The organism is Xanthomonas melonis, assembly GCF_020783655.1.
GTDB classification, from domain to species: domain Bacteria; phylum Pseudomonadota; class Gammaproteobacteria; order Xanthomonadales; family Xanthomonadaceae; genus Xanthomonas; species Xanthomonas melonis.
The window spans coordinates 1-21,883 of record NZ_JAJGQH010000017.1; the positions used below are offsets into that span (position 1 = coordinate 1).

At 67.2% G+C, this 21,883-nt stretch carries 17 protein-coding genes; 12 read left to right on the plus strand and 5 right to left on the minus strand.

What is annotated here, in order from left to right; all coding sequences use genetic code 11:
* Positions 1 to 269 precede the first annotated feature (269 nt).
* The 3 genes from mutM (at position 270) to LL964_RS16595 (ending at position 4,208) form a co-directional block, all read left to right on the plus strand.
* The gene (gene mutM / locus LL964_RS16585) at positions 270 to 1,085 is read left to right on the plus strand and encodes a bifunctional DNA-formamidopyrimidine glycosylase/DNA-(apurinic or apyrimidinic site) lyase (RefSeq protein WP_104588449.1); all 816 of its coding nucleotides are present in this window, start codon (positions 270 to 272) and stop codon (positions 1,083 to 1,085) included.
* A gap of 348 nt (positions 1,086 to 1,433) precedes the next feature.
* The gene (locus LL964_RS16590; RefSeq protein WP_425478193.1) at positions 1,434 to 2,537 is read left to right on the plus strand and encodes a DUF4380 domain-containing protein; all 1,104 of its coding nucleotides are present in this window, start codon (positions 1,434 to 1,436) and stop codon (positions 2,535 to 2,537) included.
* Between the two features lie 69 nt (positions 2,538 to 2,606).
* Positions 2,607 to 4,208 (plus strand): OpgD/OpgG family glucan biosynthesis protein, encoded by a 1,602-nt coding sequence (locus tag LL964_RS16595; RefSeq protein WP_104588468.1) that lies wholly within the window; start codon positions 2,607 to 2,609, stop codon positions 4,206 to 4,208.
* 60 nt (positions 4,209 to 4,268) lie between these two features.
* Here LL964_RS16595 and LL964_RS16600 read toward each other — a convergent pair whose 3' ends face one another.
* Positions 4,269 to 5,513, minus strand: a complete 1,245-nt coding sequence (locus LL964_RS16600) for a GAF domain-containing sensor histidine kinase (RefSeq protein ID WP_104588448.1) — start codon at positions 5,511 to 5,513, stop codon at positions 4,269 to 4,271.
* Between the two features lie 349 nt (positions 5,514 to 5,862).
* Positions 5,863 to 6,498, minus strand: a complete 636-nt coding sequence (locus LL964_RS16605; protein ID WP_104588447.1) for a thymidine kinase — start codon at positions 6,496 to 6,498, stop codon at positions 5,863 to 5,865.
* Between the two features lie 166 nt (positions 6,499 to 6,664).
* On the opposite strand from LL964_RS16605, the gene LL964_RS16610 reads away from it, so the two are divergent.
* The 7 genes from LL964_RS16610 (at position 6,665) to LL964_RS16640 (ending at position 14,720) form a co-directional block, all read left to right on the plus strand.
* Positions 6,665 to 8,641, plus strand: coding sequence for a UvrD-helicase domain-containing protein (locus tag LL964_RS16610; protein WP_104588446.1), 1,977 nt, complete (start codon positions 6,665 to 6,667; stop codon positions 8,639 to 8,641).
* A gap of 310 nt (positions 8,642 to 8,951) precedes the next feature.
* Complete coding sequence (locus LL964_RS16615) at positions 8,952 to 9,488, plus strand: GNAT family N-acetyltransferase (protein WP_104588445.1); 537 nt, start codon at positions 8,952 to 8,954, stop codon at positions 9,486 to 9,488.
* A gap of 166 nt (positions 9,489 to 9,654) precedes the next feature.
* A complete protein-coding gene (locus LL964_RS16620) occupies positions 9,655 to 10,566 on the plus strand; it encodes an STM4015 family protein (protein ID WP_104588444.1) in 912 nt (303 codons plus the stop codon).
* Positions 10,567 to 10,585: 19 nt separating this feature from the next.
* On the plus strand, positions 10,586 to 11,692 hold the full coding sequence (locus LL964_RS16625; RefSeq protein WP_104588467.1) for an STM4014 family protein: 1,107 nt from the start codon (positions 10,586 to 10,588) through the stop codon (positions 11,690 to 11,692).
* Positions 11,685 to 12,503, plus strand: coding sequence for an STM4013/SEN3800 family hydrolase (locus tag LL964_RS16630; protein ID WP_208621477.1), 819 nt, complete (start codon positions 11,685 to 11,687; stop codon positions 12,501 to 12,503). Before LL964_RS16625 ends, LL964_RS16630 begins: the two co-directional genes overlap by 8 nt.
* Positions 12,500 to 13,861, plus strand: a complete 1,362-nt coding sequence (locus LL964_RS16635) for an STM4012 family radical SAM protein (RefSeq protein ID WP_104588442.1) — start codon at positions 12,500 to 12,502, stop codon at positions 13,859 to 13,861. The genes LL964_RS16630 and LL964_RS16635 overlap by 4 nt, the downstream gene beginning before the upstream one ends.
* A 7-nt stretch (positions 13,862 to 13,868) precedes the next feature.
* Positions 13,869 to 14,720, plus strand: coding sequence for an STM4011 family radical SAM protein (locus LL964_RS16640; RefSeq protein ID WP_104588441.1), 852 nt, complete (start codon positions 13,869 to 13,871; stop codon positions 14,718 to 14,720).
* 13 nt (positions 14,721 to 14,733) lie between these two features.
* Here LL964_RS16640 and LL964_RS16645 read toward each other — a convergent pair whose 3' ends face one another.
* On the minus strand, positions 14,734 to 15,393 hold the full coding sequence (locus LL964_RS16645; protein ID WP_104588440.1) for a YceH family protein: 660 nt from the start codon (positions 15,391 to 15,393) through the stop codon (positions 14,734 to 14,736).
* A gap of 186 nt (positions 15,394 to 15,579) precedes the next feature.
* On the opposite strand from LL964_RS16645, the gene LL964_RS16650 reads away from it, so the two are divergent.
* On the plus strand, positions 15,580 to 16,545 hold the full coding sequence (locus LL964_RS16650; protein WP_104588439.1) for a 5'-nucleotidase, lipoprotein e(P4) family: 966 nt from the start codon (positions 15,580 to 15,582) through the stop codon (positions 16,543 to 16,545).
* On the plus strand, positions 16,542 to 17,273 hold the full coding sequence (gene pyrF / locus LL964_RS16655; RefSeq protein WP_104588438.1) for an orotidine-5'-phosphate decarboxylase: 732 nt from the start codon (positions 16,542 to 16,544) through the stop codon (positions 17,271 to 17,273). The genes LL964_RS16650 and pyrF overlap by 4 nt, the downstream gene beginning before the upstream one ends.
* A 307-nt stretch (positions 17,274 to 17,580) precedes the next feature.
* Here pyrF and LL964_RS16660 read toward each other — a convergent pair whose 3' ends face one another.
* Both LL964_RS16660 and LL964_RS16665 read right to left on the minus strand, forming a co-directional pair.
* Entirely contained in the window at positions 17,581 to 20,616 is a 3,036-nt protein-coding gene (locus tag LL964_RS16660) for a TonB-dependent receptor (RefSeq protein WP_104588437.1), read from the minus strand.
* Between the two features lie 168 nt (positions 20,617 to 20,784).
* Positions 20,785 to 21,837, minus strand: a complete 1,053-nt coding sequence (locus tag LL964_RS16665) for a LacI family DNA-binding transcriptional regulator (protein ID WP_104588436.1) — start codon at positions 21,835 to 21,837, stop codon at positions 20,785 to 20,787.
* Positions 21,838 to 21,883 lie beyond the last annotated feature (46 nt).

The following is a 21,883-nucleotide window of genomic DNA, read 5'->3' on the forward strand; positions in this document are numbered from 1 at the left end:
GCCATGATGCGGACCTGGCGCAGGTAACGGCACGCAGCGACCACAAGCCGGCTCACTGCCGCACTCACACCTCTACGCGCGCCACGCACACACAGCCGCGCACTCCAGCCGCGCGGCCGAGCTCTCGTCACGGCAGGAGTGTCCGCAGGGCATGCCGCCGGACGATCGAGCCTGCGACAGTGCGGTAACACCGTGCGGATTGTTTTTGTCCGTCAGGTCTCCATCTTGATGGTTTGCCGGTGCACGACCGGCGCTATTGGATACCCCCAGTGCCGGAGTTGCCTGAAGTCGAAACCACCATGCGTGGCCTGGCCCCGCATCTGATCGGACAGCGTATCCATGGCGTGATCCTGCGCCGTCCCGATCTGCGTTGGCCGATTGCCGAGCAGATCGAAGGCCTGTTGCCCGGGGCGACCATCACGCAGGTGCGCCGCCGTGCCAAGTATCTGCTGATCGACACCGACGTCGGTGGCAGCGCCCTGCTCCACCTTGGAATGTCCGGCAGCCTGCGCGTGTTGCCCGGCGACACACCGCCACGTGCACACGATCATGTGGACATCAGCCTGCAGAATGGCCGCGTTCTGCGTTTCAACGATCCGCGTCGGTTCGGGTGCCTGCTGTGGCAATCGGATACGCAGATGCACGAATTACTTGCAGCGCTCGGCCCGGAACCCCTGTCGGATGCATTTACCGGCAACTATCTGCATGCGCTGTCGCGTGGTCGCCGCGCAGCGGTCAAGACGTTCCTGATGGATCAGGCAGTGGTTGTCGGTGTCGGCAACATCTACGCGGCCGAGAGTCTGCATCGTGCGGGACTCAGCCCGTTGCGCGAAGCCGGCAAGGTTTCGCTGGACCGGTATCGGCGGCTGGCCGAGGCGGTGAAGGAGATACTCGGCTATGCGATACAGCGTGGCGGCACCACATTGCGCGACTTCATCAGCCCGGACGGCGCACCCGGTTATTTCGAGCAGGAGCTGATGGTGTACGGCCGCGAAGGCGAGGCGTGCAAGCAATGCGGACGCGTGCTCAAACACGCCACGATCGGCCAGCGTGCCACCGTCTGGTGTGCCGCCTGTCAGCGTTGATCGATGCTGTCGGATGCGCGCGCAGTGTCGCGTGGGTCATGGGCAGGGCGGTACGACATGCGACAGGGCAACGACAGAGCCCGTACCGGCGCCTGGGTTGGATGACGTTCGCTGCCGCCAATAGCGGCCCTGCGGATGGCGTCAGGCATCCACGAGCGTTCTCGCCAAGCCAGGGCGCCGCGCGTGCGTGGAATCTGCATTCCGGTCGCGCCCGATTCGCCATACGGTTGGCGCTGCGTCCGGGCCTGCCTGCGCAGAGGACGGCGGTGGTGTCTTCTGCGCTATACCTGGTGACTTGCGTGCTGGCGAGCCACAATCGCCCGACCCCGTAGAGCGGAACCGTGCATGATGGATGTTTCACGTTGGTTGCTGCCCATGGCCATGATCGGCGTGCTGGGCCTGCCGATGCCGGCAATGTGCGCACAAACGCAGACGGCACCCCGCGCCGTGCCCGACGCCGTCGAGCGGGTCAGGCTTTCCAACGACGTGATCGCGTTGACCGCCACGCCCGCGTTTGGCGGTCGGATCCTGGCGTTCCAGCTGGCGGGTCAGCCCAGCGTACTCAAGGTTGGCACAGCGGTCGATCGGCAACCGGATCCGCAGGTATCGGCCAGTGCCGGCGATATCCCTTATCTCGGTCACGATGTGTGGGTTGGACCACAAAGCCAGTGGTGGCTGCATCAGACCGTCAATCCGCAACGCAAGGCGGATGGCGCAGTGTGGCCGCCCGATCCCTATCTGTCGCTGGCAGCCACGCGTATCGAAGCGCGCACTGCACGGGAGTTGAGCCTGGATGGCGTGCCCAGCCCGGTGAGCGGCGTGCAACTCCGCAAGCGCATCGCGCTGTCCTCCGTGCGAGCGGATAGCGTCGATGTGCACGCCAGTGCGCGCAATATCCGTGATCGACCGGTGGCCTGGGACCTGTGGTTCAACACGCGGGTCGCGGCGGATACGCGCGTCTTCGTGCCGGTGGCGCAGGCAACGGATATTCGCGTGCAGCCGCCCAGCGACGCTGGCACCGAAGCGCCGCGCTATCTGCTGCACGATGGCCTGTTCGCCTTGCGCGCCGAGCCGCGCGCCGACGGCGCGACTCAGCGCGGCAAGCTGCTGTTGCAGCCGTCGGCCGGCTGGATGGCGGGTTTTGCAGGGGCGCAGGTGCTGGTGATCCGCTTCGAGCATCAGCCACAGGCGCGCATCCATCCCGAGCAAGGGCAGGTGGAATTGTATCTGGATGCTCCCTTCCCCTCTCCGGAGCGTGGCTTGCTGGAGATGGAAGTCCATGCGCCCTATCGAACGCTTGCGCCCGGTGCGCAGATGCAGGCGCAGGAGCGGTGGACCTTGTTGCGCTACGACGGTGCGGATACGCTCCAGGCGCAACGGGACTTCCTGTGCAGCAAGGCGAGCGAGCTGGAGTTGGAACACGCCTGCATGGCTTCGCCCGCGTCGCGCTGAGTTCCGCATTCACGCGCATACCGGGGTGTGGCTATGATGTCGCCCACTCCACCAATCAGATCGATGCGCATGCAACGACGCCACTTCCTGAAGAATGCCGCCGCCGCCCTGGCCGCGATCGGTCTGCCGGCGCTGCCGCAATGGGCATTGGCAGCCAAGGCGGTGGGGCTGCGGCGGCTCGGTCAGCCGCAGCCCTTCGACTACGGATGGCTCAAAGGCCAGGCACGGGCGTTGGCGGCTGCGCCGTACAAGAGCCACAAGCAGACGCTGCCGGGCCCGCTGGAATCGTTGAACTGGGATCAGTACCAGTCGATCCGCTATCGCCAGGACCACGCGCTGTGGGCCGATGGTAACGGGAAGTTCCAGGCCAAGTTCTTCCATCTGGGGCTGTATTTCCATACGCCGGTACACATCTACGACATCGTCGACGGCAAGGCGCAGCAGCTGGCCTACGACCCGGCCGCGTTCGACTACGGCAGCAGCGGACTGGGCGGCAAGCAGCTGCCCAAGGACCTGGGGTTTGCGGGCTTCCGGCTCAATACGCGCAAGGACACCGAGCGCGATTTCTCGGCGTTCCTGGGAGCGAGCTACTTTCGCGCGGTGGGCAAGGAAGGCCAGTACGGGCAGTCTGCGCGCGGCCTGGCCATCGATACCGGTACCGGTGGGCCGGAAGAGTTTCCGGATTTCATTGCCTACTACCTGGAACAGCCGGCTGACGATTCGGACACGGTGGTGGTCTATGGCCTGCTGGATTCACCCAGCGTCGCCGGCGCCTATCGCTTCGCCATCACCAATGGCGAGGTGCTGGTGATGGAGATCGACAGTGCGCTGTATCCGCGCAAGACGATCGAACGGCTGGGGATCGGCCCGTGCACCAGCATGTACCAGGTCGGCGAAAACGACCGCCGCATGGACTGGGACTGGCGACCGGAAATCCACGACACCGACGGCCTGGCGATGTGGACCGGCGGCGGCGAATGGATCTGGCGGCCGTTGTGCAACCCGCCGCAACTGCGCTTCAACATGTTCGTGGACGAGAACCCACGCGGGTTCGGACTGCTGCAGCGGGATCGCAACTTCGACCATTACCAGGACGACGGCGTGTTCTACGAGAAGCGGCCCTGCCTGTGGGTGGAACCGAAAGGCAGTTGGGGCAAAGGCTCGGTGCAGCTGGTCGAGATTCCGACCGTCGACGAAACCTTCGACAACATCGTGGCGTTCTGGAATCCGCAGGCCAAGCCGCAGCCGGGCCAGGAGCTGCTGATGGGATATCGCCTGTACTGGGGCGCGCGCCCGCCGGCAAGTTCGCCGCTGGCGCACTGCGTGGCGACCCGTACCGGGTTGGGCGGTATCGTGGGGCAGAAGCGCAAGCATTTCTCGTGGCGTTTCGCAGTGGATTTCGCCGGGGGGCCGCTGGCGGCATTGAGCAAGGACCCCAAGACGAAGGTGGAAGCGGTGCTGCAGGTCTCGCGCGGCACCACCGAGATCGTGTCGGCGCGGCCCTTGCACGAACTCCAGGGCTACCGGGCGATGTTCGACCTGGTGCCGCCGGACGAGGGCACCCAACAGATCGACATTCGCCTGTATCTGCGCGCCAACGGCAAGCCACTGACCGAGACCTGGCTGTACCAGTGGACGCCGCCGCCGGGCAGCGAACGCAAGCTGTATTGAGGCCGGTCGTGCTGGCGGCCGCTACGGCCGGCCAGCACCACACCCGCGCAACGGCCGGCGTCAGTGCGAGGCGGCTTCCTTGACCAGCTGCATCCGCGCGCGCGGACGCTGGCAGGCCAGCTCGACGCGAAAGCAGGTACCGCTGGTGCCGCTGGTGATGCGCAGCTCGCCCTGATGGGCGTGCGCGATCTGCGCGGCCATGTGCAGCCCGAGGTCGACTTCCGGCAGGGCCTGCCCGGGCGTGTGGACGTGGGTGGAGGCCTGCAGCACGTCCAGCCGACGCGGATCGATGCCATCCAGGTTGCAGACTTCCAGCCGCAGGTGGCCTTGTTCGGTGACGGCGACCGCCTTGATCAGCGAACTCTGCTGGCCCTGCACCACCGCGTTGATCAGCATGCTGCCGAACATCTGCGCCAGCCGTACCGCATCGCCATGCACCGGCTCGTCGATGTCCACGTGAGTAGACAGCACCTGGTTCGGATAGGCGGCGCGCGTCTCGTCGACGACCTGGGAAAGCGCATCGGATAGATCGCTGCCGTTGCCGTAGTCCAGCTGCAGCCAGTCGCGTTCGATACCGCGGGCGAAATCGCAGGCGAAATCGATCAGTTCTTCCATGCGCTGCAGGCTGCGCTGCAAGGAGCGGATGGCCCCGCCATGGCGTTGGCTGAGCTGGTCGATGGACAGCATGTCCACCACCGCATGCATGGACTGCAGCGGGTTGCGCAGATCGTGGCCGAGAATGCCGATGAATTCCTCGCGCAAGCGCGCCGATGCGCCCGCCCGCCCGAGTTCGCTGCGTGCGCGGCGCGACTCCTGCGCGCTTTCTTCGGCGCGCTGTTCTGCCTGGATCTGTGCAGCCAGCAGCTGGGCGAGCAATTCGACCTTCTCCACCAGTTGGTGGTCCATCACCCGCGGCAGCGGATCCAGCGCGCACAGGGTGCCGAACACGCTGCCGTCCTCGAAGCGGATCGGCACCGAGACATAGCTCTCGAAGCCATACAGCTGCGGCACGGGATGGTCGCGGTAGACCGGGTCTTCCGAAGCGTGGCCGAACCACACCGCAGTGCCGCGAAGCCGGACGCTGTCGCAAAAAGTGGTGGCCAGCGGCAGCTCGTCGCCGGGTTGCAGGCCGAAGGACAGGTCGTCGCGGACCTGGCAGGTGACCCAGCGGCTATCGGTCACGCGCGCGACGGCGGCAAAGCCCATGCCGGTCAGACGGGTCAGGATGCGCAGTACATCGGGAACCGACGAGAGTCGGCCAACCCGCGCCACGTCGGCGCGGAGTTCAACAGGCAGCGGACCCATGAGTTGCCCCGTCCATTGGATGATCGTCAGTTTACAGGAGCCTTGTCGGGTCTGGTTGCAGGCCTTGCAGGCGTACCCGCGCTTGCGCGCCGCCGCAGGCATGGCAGCGTCTGCATCAGGCATAGGTGACCATCGGAGAGCTGGATGCCCGAGATCGATGAAGCTGAGGCGACAGCCCGCACTTACCGGGTCGACCCGTGCACACAGCACCGCTGCCGGCGTACCGTCAGGCAGACGCGCGTGCGGTGGATTGCAGTTGCGTTACAACCGCGCATTCGCACAGCCATCTCACGGCTGGCCTGCCTGCCGCGGCGCGATGGCGATGCTTGCGGCGACCGCGATGGCCGCCTCAGCTCTGCGCCGATGGCAACGGCAAGGCAATCTGCAGCGGGTCGATCCGACCCTCGCCACGCATGATCTTCTTGAACTCGGCGCGGCTGACCGACACGTAGCGCTCGTTGCCGCCGATCTCCACCTGCGGGCCGTCCTGCACCGCGTGGCCGTGCGCATCCACGCGCACCGTCATGGTGGCCTTGCTGCCGCTGTGGCAGATGGTCTTGATCTCTTCCAGTTCGTCGGCCCAGGCCAGCAGGAACTGGCTGCCCTCGAAAAGCTCGCCGCGAAAATCGGTGCGCAGGCCATAGCACAGCACCGGGATACGCAACCGGTCGACCACCTCGCTCAACTGCCAGACCTGCGCGCGACCGAGAAACTGCGCCTCATCGACCAGCACGCAATGCAGCGGCCCGTTGGTGGCGATGTCGCGTTCGACCAGCTGCTGCAGTTCGGTGCTGCGATCGAAGGTGCACCCGTCTGCCCGCAGGCCGATCCGCGAGGCGACCACGCCGCTGCCGGCGCGATGGTCGAGCTTGGGGGTCAGGATCAGCGTGCGCATGCCGCGCTCGCGGTAGTTGTGCGCCGACTGCAGCAAGGTGGTGGTCTTGCCGGCATTCATCGCCGAATAATAGAAATAGAGCTTGGCCATGGCGCGATTTTACCGGGCCGGGCGGCGGGATGCGGCGTACGCGCGGCTGGGCCGGCCGACAAAGCGGCGCGGCGGATGCAGGTGCGGGCGCTGTGCCACATGAACCTGCTGCGCCGGCCAGCGGCCGGCCGCCCCGGTACAATGGCGCGCTCTGTCGGAAGCCTCTATGCACGGTCTCAATCCCCCGCAAAGCGCGGCAGTGCTGCACTGCGAAGGTCCCTTGTTGGTGCTGGCCGGCGCCGGCAGCGGCAAGACGCGCGTGATCGTGGAGAAGATCGCGCATCTGATCGCCACCGGGCGCTACCCGGCCAAGCGCATCGCCGCGATCACCTTCACCAACAAGTCGGCCAAGGAAATGCGCGAGCGTGTGGCCAAACGCATCCGTGGCGATGGCGCCGACGGCCTGACCATCTGCACCTTCCATGCGCTGGGATTGAAGTTCCTGCAGATCGAGCATGCCGCGGCCGGCCTGAAGCGCGGATTTTCGATCTTCGATTCCGACGATGCCGCCGCGCAGATCAAGGACCTGATGCATGGCGCCAAGCCCGATGCGATCGAGGACGCCAAGAACCTGATCTCGCGCGCCAAGAATGCCGGGCTGTCGCCGGAGCAGGCCATGGCCGCAGCACGCAGCAATCGCGAGAAAGAGGCCGCCAGCCTGTACGAGCGCTATCAGGCGCGGCTGACCACCTTCAACGCGGTGGACTTCGATGACCTGATCCGCCTGCCGGTGCAGATCCTGGAAGCCAACGAAGAGATCGTGCTGGGCTGGCGCGAGCGCATCGGCTATCTGCTGGTGGACGAATGCCAGGACACCAACGATGCGCAGTACCGGCTGCTGAAGATGCTGGCCGGGCCACGCGGCAACTTCACCTGCGTGGGTGACGACGACCAGAGCATCTACGCCTGGCGCGGTGCCAACCCGGAAAACCTGCAGCAGATGGGGCGCGACTACCCGGCGCTGGAAATCATCAAGCTGGAGCAGAACTACCGCTGTTCCAACCGAGTGCTGCGTGCGGCCAATGCGTTGATCGCGCACAACCCGCACGAACACCTGAAGACCTTGTGGAGCGACCAGGCCGACGGCGAGCGGATTCGTGTGTGGGAATGCCGCGATAGCGAACACGAAGCGGAGAAAGTGGCCGCCGAGATCTCGTTTCTGGGTACCGCCAAGCAGGTGCCGTGGAGCGATTTCTGCATCCTGTTCCGCGGCAATTTCCAATCGCGGCCGCTGGAAAAGGCGCTACAACTGCTGCGCGTGCCATACCACCTGACCGGTGGTACCGCGTTTCTGGAGCGGCAGGAGGTCAAGGATGTGTTGTCGTGGCTGCGGCTGATCGTCAACCCGGACGACGATGCGGCATTTCTGCGTGCGGTGCAGTCGCCCAAGCGTGAAGTGGGCGCGACCTCGCTGGCGCGGCTGGCCGAACTGGCCAGCGGCAAGTCGGTGCCGATGTCGCGTGCGGCCGAGTCGATGGGTGCATTGCAGCAGCTACCGCCGCGTGCAGCCAATGGACTGAGCGCGTTCACCGACATCCTGCGCGAAATGCGTCAGCACGCGATGAGCATGCCGGCGGGCGAGCTGGTGCGCATGCTGGCCGACAAGTCCGGCCTGCTCAACGATCTGCGCAACCAGTCCAAGGACGAAGCCGGCTTTCAGCGGCGCAAGCGCAACCTGGACGAGCTGGCCGAATGGTTCGAAGGCGGCCCGCGCGGCGCCAGCGCCAGCGATCTGGCCGCGCAGCTGGCGCTGCTGTCGCGCAACGACAAGGACGATGGTGGCAACCAGGTGCGCATGATGACCATGCACGCCTCCAAGGGGCTGGAATTCCGCTACGTGTTCATCGTCGGCTGCGAGGATGGCGTGCTGCCGCACGAAGTGAGCCTGGAAGAGGGCAATCTGCAGGAAGAACGCCGCCTGCTGTATGTCGGCATCACCCGCGCCAAGCAGCAGCTGTGGATGAGCTACAGCAAGCTGACGCGCAAGTTCGGCGAGCACGTGCGGCTCAAGCCGAGCCGGTTCTTCGACGAGATCCCGGCGGCGGAACTGCAGCGCGATGGCGCCGACCCGGTGGCCGATGCCGAGCGCAAGAAGGAACGTGCAAGCGCGGGATTGGCGGCGATCCAGGCCTTGTTCGACTGAGTTCCCCTGAGCCGCGCGGGCAGCGTTGTGCCACGTGCATCAAGAGGCGAGCTTGGCATGCAGGCCCGGTATCATCGCTTGCGCCGTCGTTGGCACGGCCCAAGCCCGGAGCGCCGCTGGCCAGCCAAGCCAGCCGGTGACACGCCGATGGCCGGAAAGACGCACCGGTGGTGCGCGCCAGTTGCACTATCCCAACCGAAGTGACATCGCCAACCGTGCGCGTCATGCAGCGTGGCCATGCCTGCTGTCGTCAGGCTTGTCAGTGCCACTGCCGCACGGCAGTCTGAGGTTCCCGCCAACGGAGTGCGCCGTGACCGTCATCCTCGAAACCGCACGGGTGCGCTTGCGTCTGCTCGATCCCGAGCGCGATGCCGAGGCGATGCTGGCGCTGGTCAACGATCCTGCGTTCATCGCCGGCATCAACGACCGCGGTATCCGCACCCGCGAGCAGGCACGCGAGCATGTGCGCGAATGGGCGCAGGCGCATCAGCAACAACACGGTTTCGCGCACTGGGCGCTGGAAACGCGCGACGGGAGCACCTTCATGGGCACCTTGGGCCTGTTGTGCCGCGAGACCTTGCCGGTGCCGCATATCGGCTTTGCGCTGTTGCCCGCGTATCGCGGCAAGGGCTATGTGACCGAAGCCGGGCGTGCGGTGCTGGAGCATGCACGCCAGGGACTTGGGTTGACGCAGGTGTGCGCGATCGTTTCGCCAGGCAATGCGGAGTCGATCCGCGCGCTGGAAGCGCTGGGGCTGCGCTATGAGGGCCTGCGGGTGCTGAGTCCCGGCACCGAGGCCGTGGCGTATTACACGATCGACCTCGGCCCTGGCGGCGTGGACCGCTGAGCGCAGCCCTGCGGTCCTGCGCAGGCGGCCGTCGGTCCTTCGAGAAAACGCGCGACTTGCCGGTGAGTGCGGTCGATCGGTGGCAATGGAACGGCAGCCGCGATTAACGAGGCTGCCATGGACTTGCGGGTATCCTGCTCGCTCACAGGGCCAGGGAGGCAATGCAATGACGATCAGTCAGTATTCGGAATTCTATCGTGGCAAGCGGGTGGTGGACTTCAGTGTCGATCAGCCGGCCAGCGGCGGCGATGTGGTGTACCGGCTGCGCCAGGAGTACGAAGGCGAGGACACCCAGGCGGCGCTGCTCGACAGCCTGCTGGCGCAGGTGGATCCGGCCAGCATCCAGGCGCTGATCATCGGCCCGTGGCGCGAATCGCACGAGGACGGCCCCAGCGGTTATCTGCAGCGGTTGGTCGAACGCCGCGACGAATTGCCGGCGCTGCGCGCGCTGTTCGTCGGCGACATGACCTACGAAGACTGCGAGATCTCCTGGATCATCCAGACCGACTACACCCCGCTGCTGGCAGCGTTCCCGGCGCTGGAATCGCTGCGCATCCGCGGTTCCTCGAACCTGGTGCTCACTCCGTTCACGCATGCGCGGCTGCAGGAACTGGCGATCGAATGCGGCGGCCTGCCGTCGGCGCTCGTGCAGGCCATCGCCGCCTCCACGCTGCCGGCCCTGCAGCATCTGGAACTGTGGCTGGGCGTGGAGGATTACGGCTACGACGGCGATCTGGGCACCTACCAGCACCTGCTGGCGGCGATCGGCCCGGAGCGGCTGCGGTACTTGGGCCTGCGTAACGCGGCCAACACCGATGAACTGGCCAGCTGGCTGGCCACCCAGCCGTGGCTGGGTAGCCTGGACACGCTGGACCTGTCGCTGGGCACCATCGGCGATGCCGGTGCGCGCGCGCTGGTCGAAAGCACCCAGCTGGGCCAGCTGCAGCGGATCGATCTCAGCCATCACTACATCTCTGCCGATTGGCAGGCCCGCCTGGCGACCCTGTCGGCGACGGTGGTGCTGGACGATCCCGAAGAGGAAGACGAAGGCGAACGCTACGTCGCCGTGTCCGAATGACGTGAGCGTGTCTTGGGTGCTGGTGGGGCCGCGGGACAGCCGCAGGATCGCTGCCCTGCAGCAGGCGCTGCAGGCGCAGGGGCAGCCTGCGGCGACGGTGTTCGATTACCTGCAGGTATTGGAAACCCAGGCCCCGCTGCAGGACTGGCTGGCCCGCCACCCGGCTGCGCGGGTCAAGCTCGAATCGCCTGGCGAGGCGCCCGAGCTGCACCGGGCGCTCATCCTGCGCGGCTGGCGCACGCTGGGGGCGCGCGGCCCGGTGCCGGCGCCGCTGGCACACGGCGAACTGGCGCATCAGCAGCTGTGGTTCGCCGGCTTTGCCGACCTGCTCGCAGGCCTGCCGGCGGCGCAGTATCTGAACTCACCCGCCGGCCTGCTGGCGATGACCGACAAGCTCGTCTGCCAGCAGCGCCTGGCTGCCGCGGGCGTGGCGGTGCCGGCAATGCTGGGCAGCGTGGGCAGTTACGCCGAGCTGCGCGCCTGCCTGCAGGCCTCGGGTTGCACCCAGGCGTTCCTCAAGCCGCGCTACGGGTCCTCCGGTGCCGGCGTGCTGGCGTATCGCTGGCACCGCGACGGGCGCGAAGTCGCCAGCGGCTCGGCCGAGCTGGTGCTGCACGCAGGCGGCACACGCGTGTTCAATGCGCTGCGCCAGCGCCGCTACACCCGCCGCGACGAGATCGCGCCGCTGGTGGATGCGATCGCCGCGCAGGGCGCGTATCTGGAGCGTTGGATTCCCAAGCCGCGCGCCCCCGGGCTGCCCGGCCATCACTACGACCTGCGCGTGGTCGCGCTGGATGGCGTGGCGCGGCAACGCGTGGCACGCGCCAGCCGCGGGGCGCTGACCAATCTGCATCTGGGCAATCGGCGCCTGCCGGCGCAGGCGTGGCAGAACACGGCGGTGGACGCGCTGGTGTCCGGCACGGTGGCGCAGGCCGCGCGCGTGTTCGCCGACTGCCGCATGATCGGTTTCGATCTGATCCAGCGCGACGGGCGTTGCCACGTGCTCGAAGCCAACGGCTTCGGCGACCTGCTGCCGGAGCTGCGCTGGCAGGGGCGCACGACGTATGAAGATCAGGCGGCGCTGGACAGTGTTGCCCACATCGACGAGGGACGCCGGCATGGCTGAGCAATTGCCGGACATGCACACCATCGTCGGTACCCGCGACATCGTGCTGATCACCCTGGACACCTTGCGTTACGACGCTGCGCAACGCTGTTTCGCGCGCGGCGAATTGCCGGTGCTGGCGCCGTATCTGCCGGCCGGAGGCTGGGAACGGCGACACACGCCGGGCAGCTTCACCTATGCGGCGCATATGGCGTTCTTTGCCGGTTTCCTGCCGACGCCGGCGCGGCAGGGCCCGCATCCGCGCCTGTTCGCGCTGGCCTTCGATGGCAGCGAGACCATCGTGGCGCAGACCCGGGTCTTTGCCGACAGCGGCGACATCGTCGACGGGCTGGCGCGCTGCGGTTACCACACGCTGTGCATCGGCGGCACCGGCTTCTTCAACAAGCGCAATGCGCTCGGCGCGCAGTTGCCCGGGCTGTTCCGCGAAAGCCACTGGACGCCGGCGTTCGGGGTCACTGCGCCCGACTCCACCGAGCAGCAGGTTGCGCTGGCCTGCGCGCGCCTGGGCGACCCTGCGCTACGCGACACGCGCTGCTTCTTGTTCATCAACGTCTCGGCGCTGCATCAGCCCAATCGCCACTATGTGCCGGGTGCCACCGGCGACGATTTCGACAGCCACTGCGCCGCGTTGCGCTATGTCGATGCGGCACTGGCGCCGCTGTTGGCCGCGCTACGCGCGCGCGGTGGTGCGTTCGCCATCGTCTGTTCCGATCACGGCACCGCCTACGGCGAGGATGGCTACCATGGCCATCGCCTGGCCCACGAGGTGGTGATGACCGTGCCTTACGCCCACTTTCTGGTGACCCCATGAGCCTGCCCGCGCTGGCCGACCTGCTGGCCCTGCCGCCGTATCAGGCCTATTCGTACTCGTATCCGCACAAGACCAGCTACCGGCCGCTGCAGCCGGCCGTGCCGTTGCAACAGGTCTGGGCCGAGGAACCGCGGCAGGCATTGTTCCTGTACCTGCATATCCCGTTCTGCTCGTACCGTTGCGGGTTCTGCAATCTGTTCGCGCTGGCACGCCCGGCGCCGGCGCAAGTGGAGGCGTACCTGGCGCAGATGGAACGGCAACTGCAGGCCACCGTGCAGGCGCTGGGCGAGCACCGTTTCGTGCGCTTTGCCATGGGCGGCGGGACGCCGAGCTATCTGGATGCGGCGCAGTTGCAGCGCGTGTTCGACATGCTGGCGCGCCACGCGAACATTGCGCTGGATGCGATCCCGGCCGGCATCGAGGTCTCGCCGGAAACCGTGGATGCCGACCGGCTGCGCGTCTGCCGGAAGGCCGGCATCGACCGCGTCAGCATGGGCATCCAGAGTTTCAGCGCCGCCGAGGTGAGCGCGCTGGTGCGGCCGCAGCAGCGCGAGACGGTGGAGCGGGCGATCGCCATCATTCGCGAGCAGGGCATCGCCACGCTGAATCTGGACCTGATCTACGGCATCGCCGGGCAGAGCGTGGACAGCTTCCTGGCATCGATCGACAGCGCGCTGGCCTTCGCGCCGGAGGAGCTGTATCTGTACCCGCTGTACGTGCGGCCGATGACCGGGTTGGGCCGGATCCAGGCCAGGCCGGATGGACGCCGCAGCTTCGTGCTGCAGCCCGAACCACTGGACGAACGCCTGGCGTTGTACCGGGCCGGCCGCGACCGGCTGCTGGCGGCCGGCTACACCCAGGTCTCGATGCGCATGTTCCGCGCCCCGCACGCAGTCGATGCCGAGGCACCGGTGTACTGCTGCCAGAGCGACGGCATGGTCGGCATCGGGTGCGGTGCGCGTTCGTATACCCGCGGCCTGCATTATTCCAGCGAATACGGGGTGAGCCGGCGTTCGGTGGCGGAGATACTCGAACACTATCTGCAGCGCGATCCGGCCAGTTTCGCGTTCGCCGATTACGGCATCGCGCTGGACGCCGACGATGCGCGCAGGCGGCATGCGATCCAGTCGCTGCTGGTGGTGCCGGGGCTGGATGGCGAGGACTTCCGGCAGCGGTTCGGCATGGACTGCCTGCAGGCCTTGCCGCAGTTGCACGAATTGCTGGCGCTGGGACTGGCGCAGCACCAGGGCAGCCTGCTGTCGCTCACCGCCGCGGGCATGGAGCGCGCCGACACCATCGGCCCATGGCTGACCTCGGCGCCGATCGCCGAACGCATGCAGCAGTACCAGGTCGGGTAAGCCGCCGATGCATCTGTCCTTGCTCTATCGCGGCCGGCTCAGCAGCTGCAACTACAGCTGCGATTACTGCCCGTTCGCCAAGACCTACGACAGTGCCGCCGCATTGCGCCGTGACGCGCAGGATCTGGCGCGTTTCGTCGCCTGGGCGCGGGTACAGACGCGGCCGTTGTCGATCCTGTTCACGCCCTGGGGCGAAGGCCTGGTGCGGCGGCATTACCGCGAGGCGATGGTGCAGCTGAGCCAGCTGCCGCAGCTGCGCCGCGTGGCGATCCAGACCAACCTGTGCGTGGGCCTGCGCTGGCTGGAGCACGCCAATCTCGATCGCCTGGCGCTGTGGTGCACCTACCATCCCGGCCAGGTCACGCGCGCGGCCTTCCTGCAGCGGTGCCAGGCACTGCACCAGCGCGGCGTGCGCCACAGCGTGGGCATGGTGGCCGCGCATGCGCATCTGGACGAGATCGACGCGCTGCGCGCCGCGTTGCCGGACACGACGCCGATGTGGCTCAACGCCTTCGATCCGCGCCCGGCGGACTACTACACGCCCGAGCAGGTGCGCCGCCTGACCCGGATCGATCCGCACTTCGTCTACAACCTCGACCCGCCGCCCAGTTTCGGCCAGCCCTGCCTGACCGGCGAATCGGTGGTGTCGGTGGATGGCGACGGCAACGTGCGGCGCTGCCATTTCGTCGCCACGCCGCTGGGCAATCTCTATGACGGCAGCTTCGCCGCGCAGTTGCGCCCACGCAGTTGCCCGAACGCCCGCTGCGACTGTTACATCGGCTACGCGCATCGCCCGGACCTGCCGATCCAGGCCGACTTCGCCGGCGGCGTGCTGGAGCGGGTTCCGGCGCTCTACTGAGCCACCTGCACGCTCACTCGCCCAGGCGCGTGTGCAATTCGGCCACTTGCGTGCGCAGTTCCTGCAACTGCTCTTCCAGGCTCTGCACCCGCGCTTCCAGTTCGCTGGTGTCGCTGCCCGTGCGCGCGCTCGGCGCGGCGCGCGCTACAGCGGCCTGCAAGGCTTCCACATCGAGCGCGCCGCTGAGCAGGTGCGCATAGCGATCCTCGCGCTGGCCGCTGGCGCGGGGCAGCTGCGCGGCCAGGCCGCGCTGGATCAACCGTTCCAGATGATGGCGCACATCGTCGGCGTCGTTGAAGCGCGCCAGCCGCTCGCTGCGCGCGTACAGCTCGCCCAGCGTCTGCGGGCCGCGCAATAGCAGCAGGCCGAGCAACGCCACCTGTTGACGGGTCAGGTCCAGGGCGCTGCCCAGCTTGTGTTCGTAACGCTCGGCGCGCGAAGAGAACTGCTGGCGCACCAGGCCCAGGGTTTCCAGCTGGCGCAGCGCGTGATGCACCACGCCGGTCTGCAGGGTCAGCACCGGCTCGCGCGCGGTCTTCTGGTTGGCGGCCACCTGCGCTGCGTTGACGGTGAGCGGGTAGGCATCCGGGGTGGTGGCCTCCTTCTCGATCAGGCAGCCGAGCACGCGGGCCTGGGCGGCGTCGAGGACGGGCGGGGGCGAGGTCTCTGTCATGGATGGCTCCGGGGCAATCGGCGCACAAGGATATGCCGATCCGCCGCCCGGGTTGTGCCGTTGCGGCGATCACGCAGAGGGGCTGGCGGTACGCGCTCGCCACATCCAGCGGTGCTGCCATCAGCCGCGCGGGCGGCGCGGCGCGAACCCGCTAAAATCGCGGTCTTCATTGCCGCTCCTGCTCTGGTGGATGCCATGCGCCCCTCGCTTCACGCACCCTTGTCCTTGTTCGTCTGCACTGCGCTGGCCCTGGGCGGCTGCAAACCCGGCGACCCGCCGCCAGCCGCGCAGGCGCAGGATGCCGCCATGAAGGCCGCTGCCGATGCCAGCGCCGCGGTCACCAAGGCGGCGACGTCCACGAACACGGCCGCTGCACCGGCCGGCGACGACAACCTCAATGCGGTGCTGTGGATGCAGCGTTCGCAGGAATACCGCGCCGTGGCCGAACAGACCTACCGCGCCGCGGCCGCCACGCTCGATGGCGCGCTCAAGCAAGCCAACTGGGACGCCTTGGTGCCGGAAGAACGCGGCAACGCCGCCACCGGCCTGAAGCCGGCCGTGGTGCTGGATGTGGACGAGACCGTGCTGGACAACTCGCCGTACCAGGCGCGCCTGCTGCGCGACGGCAAGGAGTACGACGAGCGGAGTTGGGACCAATGGGTGGCCGAAAAGAAGGCCAGGCCGATTCCTGGCGTGGTGGACTTCGCCAAGGCGGCCACCGCCCGCGGCGTCACCCTGATCTACATCTCCAACCGCGCCGTGCACCTGAAGGACGCCACCCTGGCCAATCTGCGCAGCGCAGGGCTGCCGGTCGCCGACGACAGCGTGTTCCTGGGCCTGGGCACGGTGGTGCCCGGCTGCGAGCAGCACGGCAGCGAGAAGAACTGCCGCCGCCAGCTGGCGGGGCAGAAGTACCGCGTGCTGATGCAGTTCGGCGACCAGCTGGGCGACTTCGTGCAGGTCAGCGCCAACACCGGCCAGGCCCGCGATGCGTTGTTGCAGCAGTACCACGACTGGTTCGGCGAGCGCTGGTGGATGCTGCCCAACCCCAGCTACGGCGGTTGGGAGCCGGCGCAGTTCAACAACGATTATGCGCAACCCTGGCAGGCCCGCCACGACGCCAAGCGCGCCGCACTGGAACTGGCACGATGAGCCGCCCGCCGCTGCCGCTGGCCGCGCACGAGCGGCTGATCTTCGCGCTGGATGTGCCGGGCCACGACGAGGCCATCGCCTGGGTGGACCGCCTGGGCGAGTCGGTGTCCTTCTACAAGATCGGCATGGAACTGCTGGCCTCCGGCGAGTACTTCCATGTCCTCGATGCGCTGGCCAAGCGCGACAAGCGCGTATTCGTGGACCTGAAGTTCTTCGACATTCCCGCCACCGTGGCCGGCACCATCCGCCGCCTGGCGCAGTGGCCGGTGAGTTATTGCACCGTGCACGGCTGGCACGCCGGCATGCTGCAGGCCGCCGCCGAGGCCAACCAGGGCGATATGCGCCTGCTTGCAGTGACCGTGCTGACCTCGATGGGGCGGCCGGACCTGGCCGCGATGGGCATCGACCGCGAACCGGTCGAGGTGGTGGTGGAGCGCGCGCTGGCCGCGCAGGCCGCCGGCATCGACGGAGTGATCGCCTCCGGCCAGGAAGCCGGCCCGATCCGTCGCGCCACCGGCCCGGCGTTTTCGATCGTCTGCCCCGGTATCCGCCCCGGCGGCCCGGTCGGTGACGACCAGCAACGCACCGTGGGCGTGGCCGAGGCCTTTGCCGACGGCGCCGATGCGATCGTGGTCGGTCGCCCGATCCGTCTGGCCAGCGATCCCGCCGCCGCCGCCGCCGCCATCCAGGCCGAGATCCGCGCTGCGGTCGTGCAGCACCGCGACTGACGCGACAGCGCCTCGCGCTTCAATAAAATCAAACAGTTAAATCGGAATAATTAAAGTGTTGCCTTAAAGTTAAAGTCTGGTTAGGATGCCGCGTCCGATGTCAGTCGGACGCTGTGCCACACAGTGTCTACCGGGTTGTCCCGGTTTTTGTTGGGATCGGTCCTGGTGGCCGATCCTTTTTTTTTCACGCCCAAATGCCGCCGCTCGAAGCCTGGGCGGTGCCTGCCGTTGCTTGGCTTGCCGGCCCCACCGGCCGGCCACCCCGGGCGGACCCGGGATGGCGGACCGTCGAAGGGCCCGGCGCCGGTTACCAGATGATGCGCGCGCTCAGGAACAGGCTGCGCGGCGGGGTGGACATGGCCCCGTACTGGTTGATGCTCACGCGCGGGTTGTAGACGCCGCCCTGGCCCCAGTCGATCGCGTACTGGTCGTAGTTGCGGAAGTTCAGCGCATTGATCAGGTCGCCACGCACCTGCACGGTCACCGCATCGGTGACCTGCATGTCCTTGGACAGCGACAGATCCAGCTGGCGGGTACCGAAGATGTCGCCGCCGGCCAGGAACTTGCCGCCGGGGGCATCCACCGACACCACACGGATGTTGTTCGACGGCGAGGCGCCATACAGGTCGTAGGACACCGCTTCGTTGCGCGGCGGCACCGTGGCCAGGGTCAGCTTGGCCGAGGCGCTGATGCCCCAGAACAGATCGTAGATGCCGGTGACCACCAGGCGGTGGCGCGGGACCGAGTTCAGATCCAGGAACGGGTAGTCGGCGATGGTGGCCGCGTCGAAGCCGTACTGCTCGTCGTTGCCGCGGTTGCCGCGTGCGCGCGAGAACGTATAGGCCGCCGTCAGGCCCCAGCCGCTTTCCTTGGTGTAGGCCTTGTCGGTGGACAGCAGCAGCTGCGTGGTCTTGGTCTCCACCCCGTTGTTGCCGATGATCAGCGCACCGAAGCCGGGCGGGGTCTGGCCCCACGGCTGGCCGCCGTTCTGGAAGAAGTCGCCATTCGGGTAGCGGTTGCCCAGGGTCAGGATCAGGCCGTCCTTGCTGTGGATGTAGGACACCGTGGCCGAATTGCTCCACTCGCCCACGCGGGTACGCAGGCCCAGCGAATACTGGTCCGAGTAGGGCGTCTTCAGGTCGTTGTTGAGCAGGTCGACCTCGCCGTTGCGCACGCGCGCATCGACCAGCCCGGACAGGCTGTCCGGGTTGCTGAGATAGGCTGGATTGAAGCTGGTGCAGGTGCCCGGTGCCGGCGTGCAGCCTGAGGATTCGGCGAAGCGGATGGTGTACTGCGCCAGCGCCGACTTGACCTGCTCAAGGCCCATCACATCGAACAGGTTGCGGTCGAAGCTGCGCCCGGCGCCGCCGAACAGCACCAGTGATTCGTCGCCGCGGAAGTCGTAGGAGAAGCCCAGGCGCGGGGCGAAGTTGTTGTTGTCCTGCTTGCGATTGCGCCCGTTGCTGATGTAGTCGTTGATGTCCACGCCGCCCTTGGCCAGCTGCTCGGCATAGGTGGCGCTGACCGCCGGATTGGTGCCGGGGCCGTTCAACGCCGCCACCACTTCCGGCGGCGTCACGTTGTCCAGGTAGGACGGAATCTTCTCCCCGTCCCAGCGCACGCCCAGGTTCAACTGCAGCTTGTCGTTGACGTCCCAATCGTCCTGGATGTACAGGCCCAGTTGCTTGCTGGTGGTGGTCACCGACGGGGCGGCGCCGGCGAACGGCAGGTTGAAGCGCACCTGATACGGAATCGCGCCCGTGCCCTGGCCATCGTTGACCGCGTAGAAGAACGACGGATTGACGGTGGAATTCTCGCTCTGCGTCAGCTCCACCTCCTTGTACTTCACGCCCATCTTGATCACGTGGCTGCCGTGCCAGTCGATGCTGTTGAAGGTCAGATCGTTCTGGAAACTGGGACCTTTCTGGCCCTTGCGCTGGATCGCCAGCCCGCTGGTGGCGCCGTCGTTGATCAGCACGTCGTTCTCGGCGATGCCGCGCGTATACACGCTCTGGCTGCCGATGGTGTAGGCGCTGGGATTGAACAGCACGTCCTCGTAGGAGATGCGCGCCTCGTTGACGTAGGTTTCGCCGAAATGTTGCCAGCGCAGGTCGTAGCGCTCTTCGGAATTGAGATTGATCTTGGCGGCGATGGCGGTGTTGCGGTCGCCCACGCTGTCGCGGCTTTCCTCGTCGCGGACCTTGGCGGTCAGCTCGAGGCGATCGTTCTCGCCGATATCCCAATCGATCTTGCCGAAATACAGGTCTTCGTTGAACGGGCGCGTCACCGAGCCCAGGCGGCTCTGCACACCGACCGGCAGATCGTCGCTCAGCACGCTGAAGTTGTCCGGCACCGAGACCGGGTTGGCCGAGACCTCGAAGCCCTTGCCTTCATAGCTCAAGAAGAAGTGCGCCTTGTCCTTGACGATCGGGCCGCTGAGCGCGAAGCCGTATTCGTCCTGGTGGGTCTTGCGCTTGCTGCCGTCGGCATTGGGCGCGCCGGCGCGCTCGTCGGCCTGGCGTGCGCGAAAATCGGTATTGGTGGTGCGCCCGAAGATCTCGCCGTGGAACTCGTTGCCGCCGGACTTGGTGGAGGCCACGATCGCCGCCGAACCGACCTGGTCGAACTCGGCCTTGTAGTTGGAGGTGATGACCTTGTATTCGCCGATCGCCAGCTGCGGGAACGGGTTGCCCGCGCTCTGCTGCTGGCCGGAAACGCCGCCGAACAGATAGCTCTTCTGGCCCACGCCGTCGATGTACACATTGACCGCCGAGCTGGCCTGCGCGCCGCCGCGGATCCGGCTATTGCCGTTGGCATCGGTCTCGAACTGCATACCCGGCACGGTGTCGGCGAACTCCAGGAAGTTGCGCGTCAGCTGCGGCACGGTGCTGATCTGCTTGAGCGAGATGTTGGTGCCCACCTCGGAGGTCTTGACCTCCTGCAAGGCGGTGGCGGTGACCCGCACCGCGTCCAGGGTGGTGGCATCGCCCGCGGGCGCGGTGGCCGGCGCTGCGCCGCCGCCCAGGTCCAGGCTGACCGACGAGGCCACCGACAGGGTCACGGTCTTCTCGGTGCCCGGGCCGGCATCGACCTTGTAAGTGCCCGGCGGCAGGCCGACCAGCGCATAGGTGCCATCCGCGCCGGTAGCGACCCGCCGCACCGCGCCGCTGGCGACATTGGTGGCGGTCACGGTGGTACCGGCCTGCGCGGCGGCGACCTGGCCGCGCAGGGTGGCGTTGCTGGACTGAGCCATGGCCGGAGCCGATGCCAGTAGCGAGGCGGCCAGGGCGCAGCACAGCAGGCTGCGCGCCGGCAGGGTGGACACGGTGCGATAGGTCTTCATGACAATCCCCCTCCCAGGGGTAAGGCGCGTACCGGCGAAGGGGTCGGCATGGCGCAGGTGGTGCGTTGCTTCAAAGGCGATACAACGACGGCAGGCAGGCAAATAGGAGTTATAAAAAACACAAGAAACCGCAAAGAATCCGTGAAGATGCGACGCCGCGCATGGTCTTCAACCGCTGGGCGCCGCGCGCGGCCCACTGGATGCGCGCACGATCAGCTCCGGAACCATCTCCGACAACGCCGGCGGCGCAGCAGCGGCCGGCGGTGGCGGCGCATCGATCAGTTGCTGGCCCAGCAACAGCCGCATCGCTCGCGCGCCCAGCCCGGCGATGTCCACCCGCATGGTGGTCAACGCCGGCAGCACGTAGCGCGCCATTGGCACATCGTCGAAACCGGCCAGCGCGATGTCCTGCGGCACCTGCAGCCCGGCGTGGCCAAGTGCGAACAGACAGCCCAGCGCCATCATGTCGTTGGCGGCGAACACCGCATCCGGGCGGTCGTGCTGCGCCAGCGCCTGGCCGGCGCGGTAGCCGGATTCCTCGTCGAAGTTGCCTGGCAGCACCCATGGCTGGGCGTGCGCATCCAGCGCCAGTTCGTCGCGATAGCCGCGCAGGCGCTCGTGCGCATCGAAGTTGTCGTCCGGGCCGGCGATAAAGGCGATGCGGCGGTGGCCGCTGTCGCGCAGATGGCGGGTCATCACCCGCGCGCCGCCGTAATTGTCCACATTGAGCACCGGCCGCTGGCTGCCGCTGCCGGCGCAGTTGAGCAGCACCGCCGGCAGCCCGCCGGGCAGGGCCTCGTCGTGCACGTCCGACTCGCCCAGCGACGGCGACATCACCACCACGCCATCCACGCGCCCGGGCAGGCGTTCCAGCGCCCGGCGCTGCGCCTGCGGGTCGCCGTGCGAGCTGGAGACCAGCAGGTGGTAGCCCTGCTCGCGCGCCACCTGATCGATGCCGCGAATCAATTCGGAAAAGAACTCGCCATGCAGATCCGGCAATACCACCCCGATGGTGTGGGTACGCCGGCTGCTCAGACTGCGCGCGGCATGGTGCGGGATGTAGTTCAGGCTGCGCGCCACCTGCAGCACGCGCTCGCGCACCGACTCGGCCACGTGCTGGTGGCCGTTCATGGTGCGCGACACCGTGGCGACCGACACCTGCGCCTGGCGTGCGACGTCCTTGATGGTGACGCTGGTGCTCTCCGAACGTGGTCGGCTCATGGCATGACCTTGTGCAAGACAACGCGCATCCTGCCGGGTGCCGGGG

Bases quoted from the DNA above. Each gene is read 5' to 3' on its own strand.
- LL964_RS16590 (WP_425478193.1), top strand. From the start codon at position 1,434: ATGGATGTTTCACGTTGGTTGCTGCCCATGGCCATGATCGGCGTGCTG.
- LL964_RS16595 (WP_104588468.1), top strand. From the start codon at position 2,607: ATGCAACGACGCCACTTCCTGAAGAATGCCGCCGCCGCCCTGGCCGCG.
- LL964_RS16600 (WP_104588448.1), bottom strand. From the start codon at position 5,513: ATGGGTCCGCTGCCTGTTGAACTCCGCGCCGACGTGGCGCGGGTTGGC.
- LL964_RS16605 (WP_104588447.1), bottom strand. From the start codon at position 6,498: ATGGCCAAGCTCTATTTCTATTATTCGGCGATGAATGCCGGCAAGACC.
- LL964_RS16610 (WP_104588446.1), top strand. From the start codon at position 6,665: ATGCACGGTCTCAATCCCCCGCAAAGCGCGGCAGTGCTGCACTGCGAA.
- LL964_RS16620 (WP_104588444.1), top strand. From the start codon at position 9,655: ATGACGATCAGTCAGTATTCGGAATTCTATCGTGGCAAGCGGGTGGTG.
- LL964_RS16630 (WP_208621477.1), top strand. From the start codon at position 11,685: ATGGCTGAGCAATTGCCGGACATGCACACCATCGTCGGTACCCGCGAC.
- LL964_RS16635 (WP_104588442.1), top strand. From the start codon at position 12,500: ATGAGCCTGCCCGCGCTGGCCGACCTGCTGGCCCTGCCGCCGTATCAG.
- LL964_RS16640 (WP_104588441.1), top strand. From the start codon at position 13,869: ATGCATCTGTCCTTGCTCTATCGCGGCCGGCTCAGCAGCTGCAACTAC.
- LL964_RS16645 (WP_104588440.1), bottom strand. From the start codon at position 15,393: ATGACAGAGACCTCGCCCCCGCCCGTCCTCGACGCCGCCCAGGCCCGC.
- pyrF (WP_104588438.1), top strand. From the start codon at position 16,542: ATGAGCCGCCCGCCGCTGCCGCTGGCCGCGCACGAGCGGCTGATCTTC.
- LL964_RS16660 (WP_104588437.1), bottom strand. From the start codon at position 20,616: ATGAAGACCTATCGCACCGTGTCCACCCTGCCGGCGCGCAGCCTGCTG.
- LL964_RS16665 (WP_104588436.1), bottom strand. From the start codon at position 21,837: ATGAGCCGACCACGTTCGGAGAGCACCAGCGTCACCATCAAGGACGTC.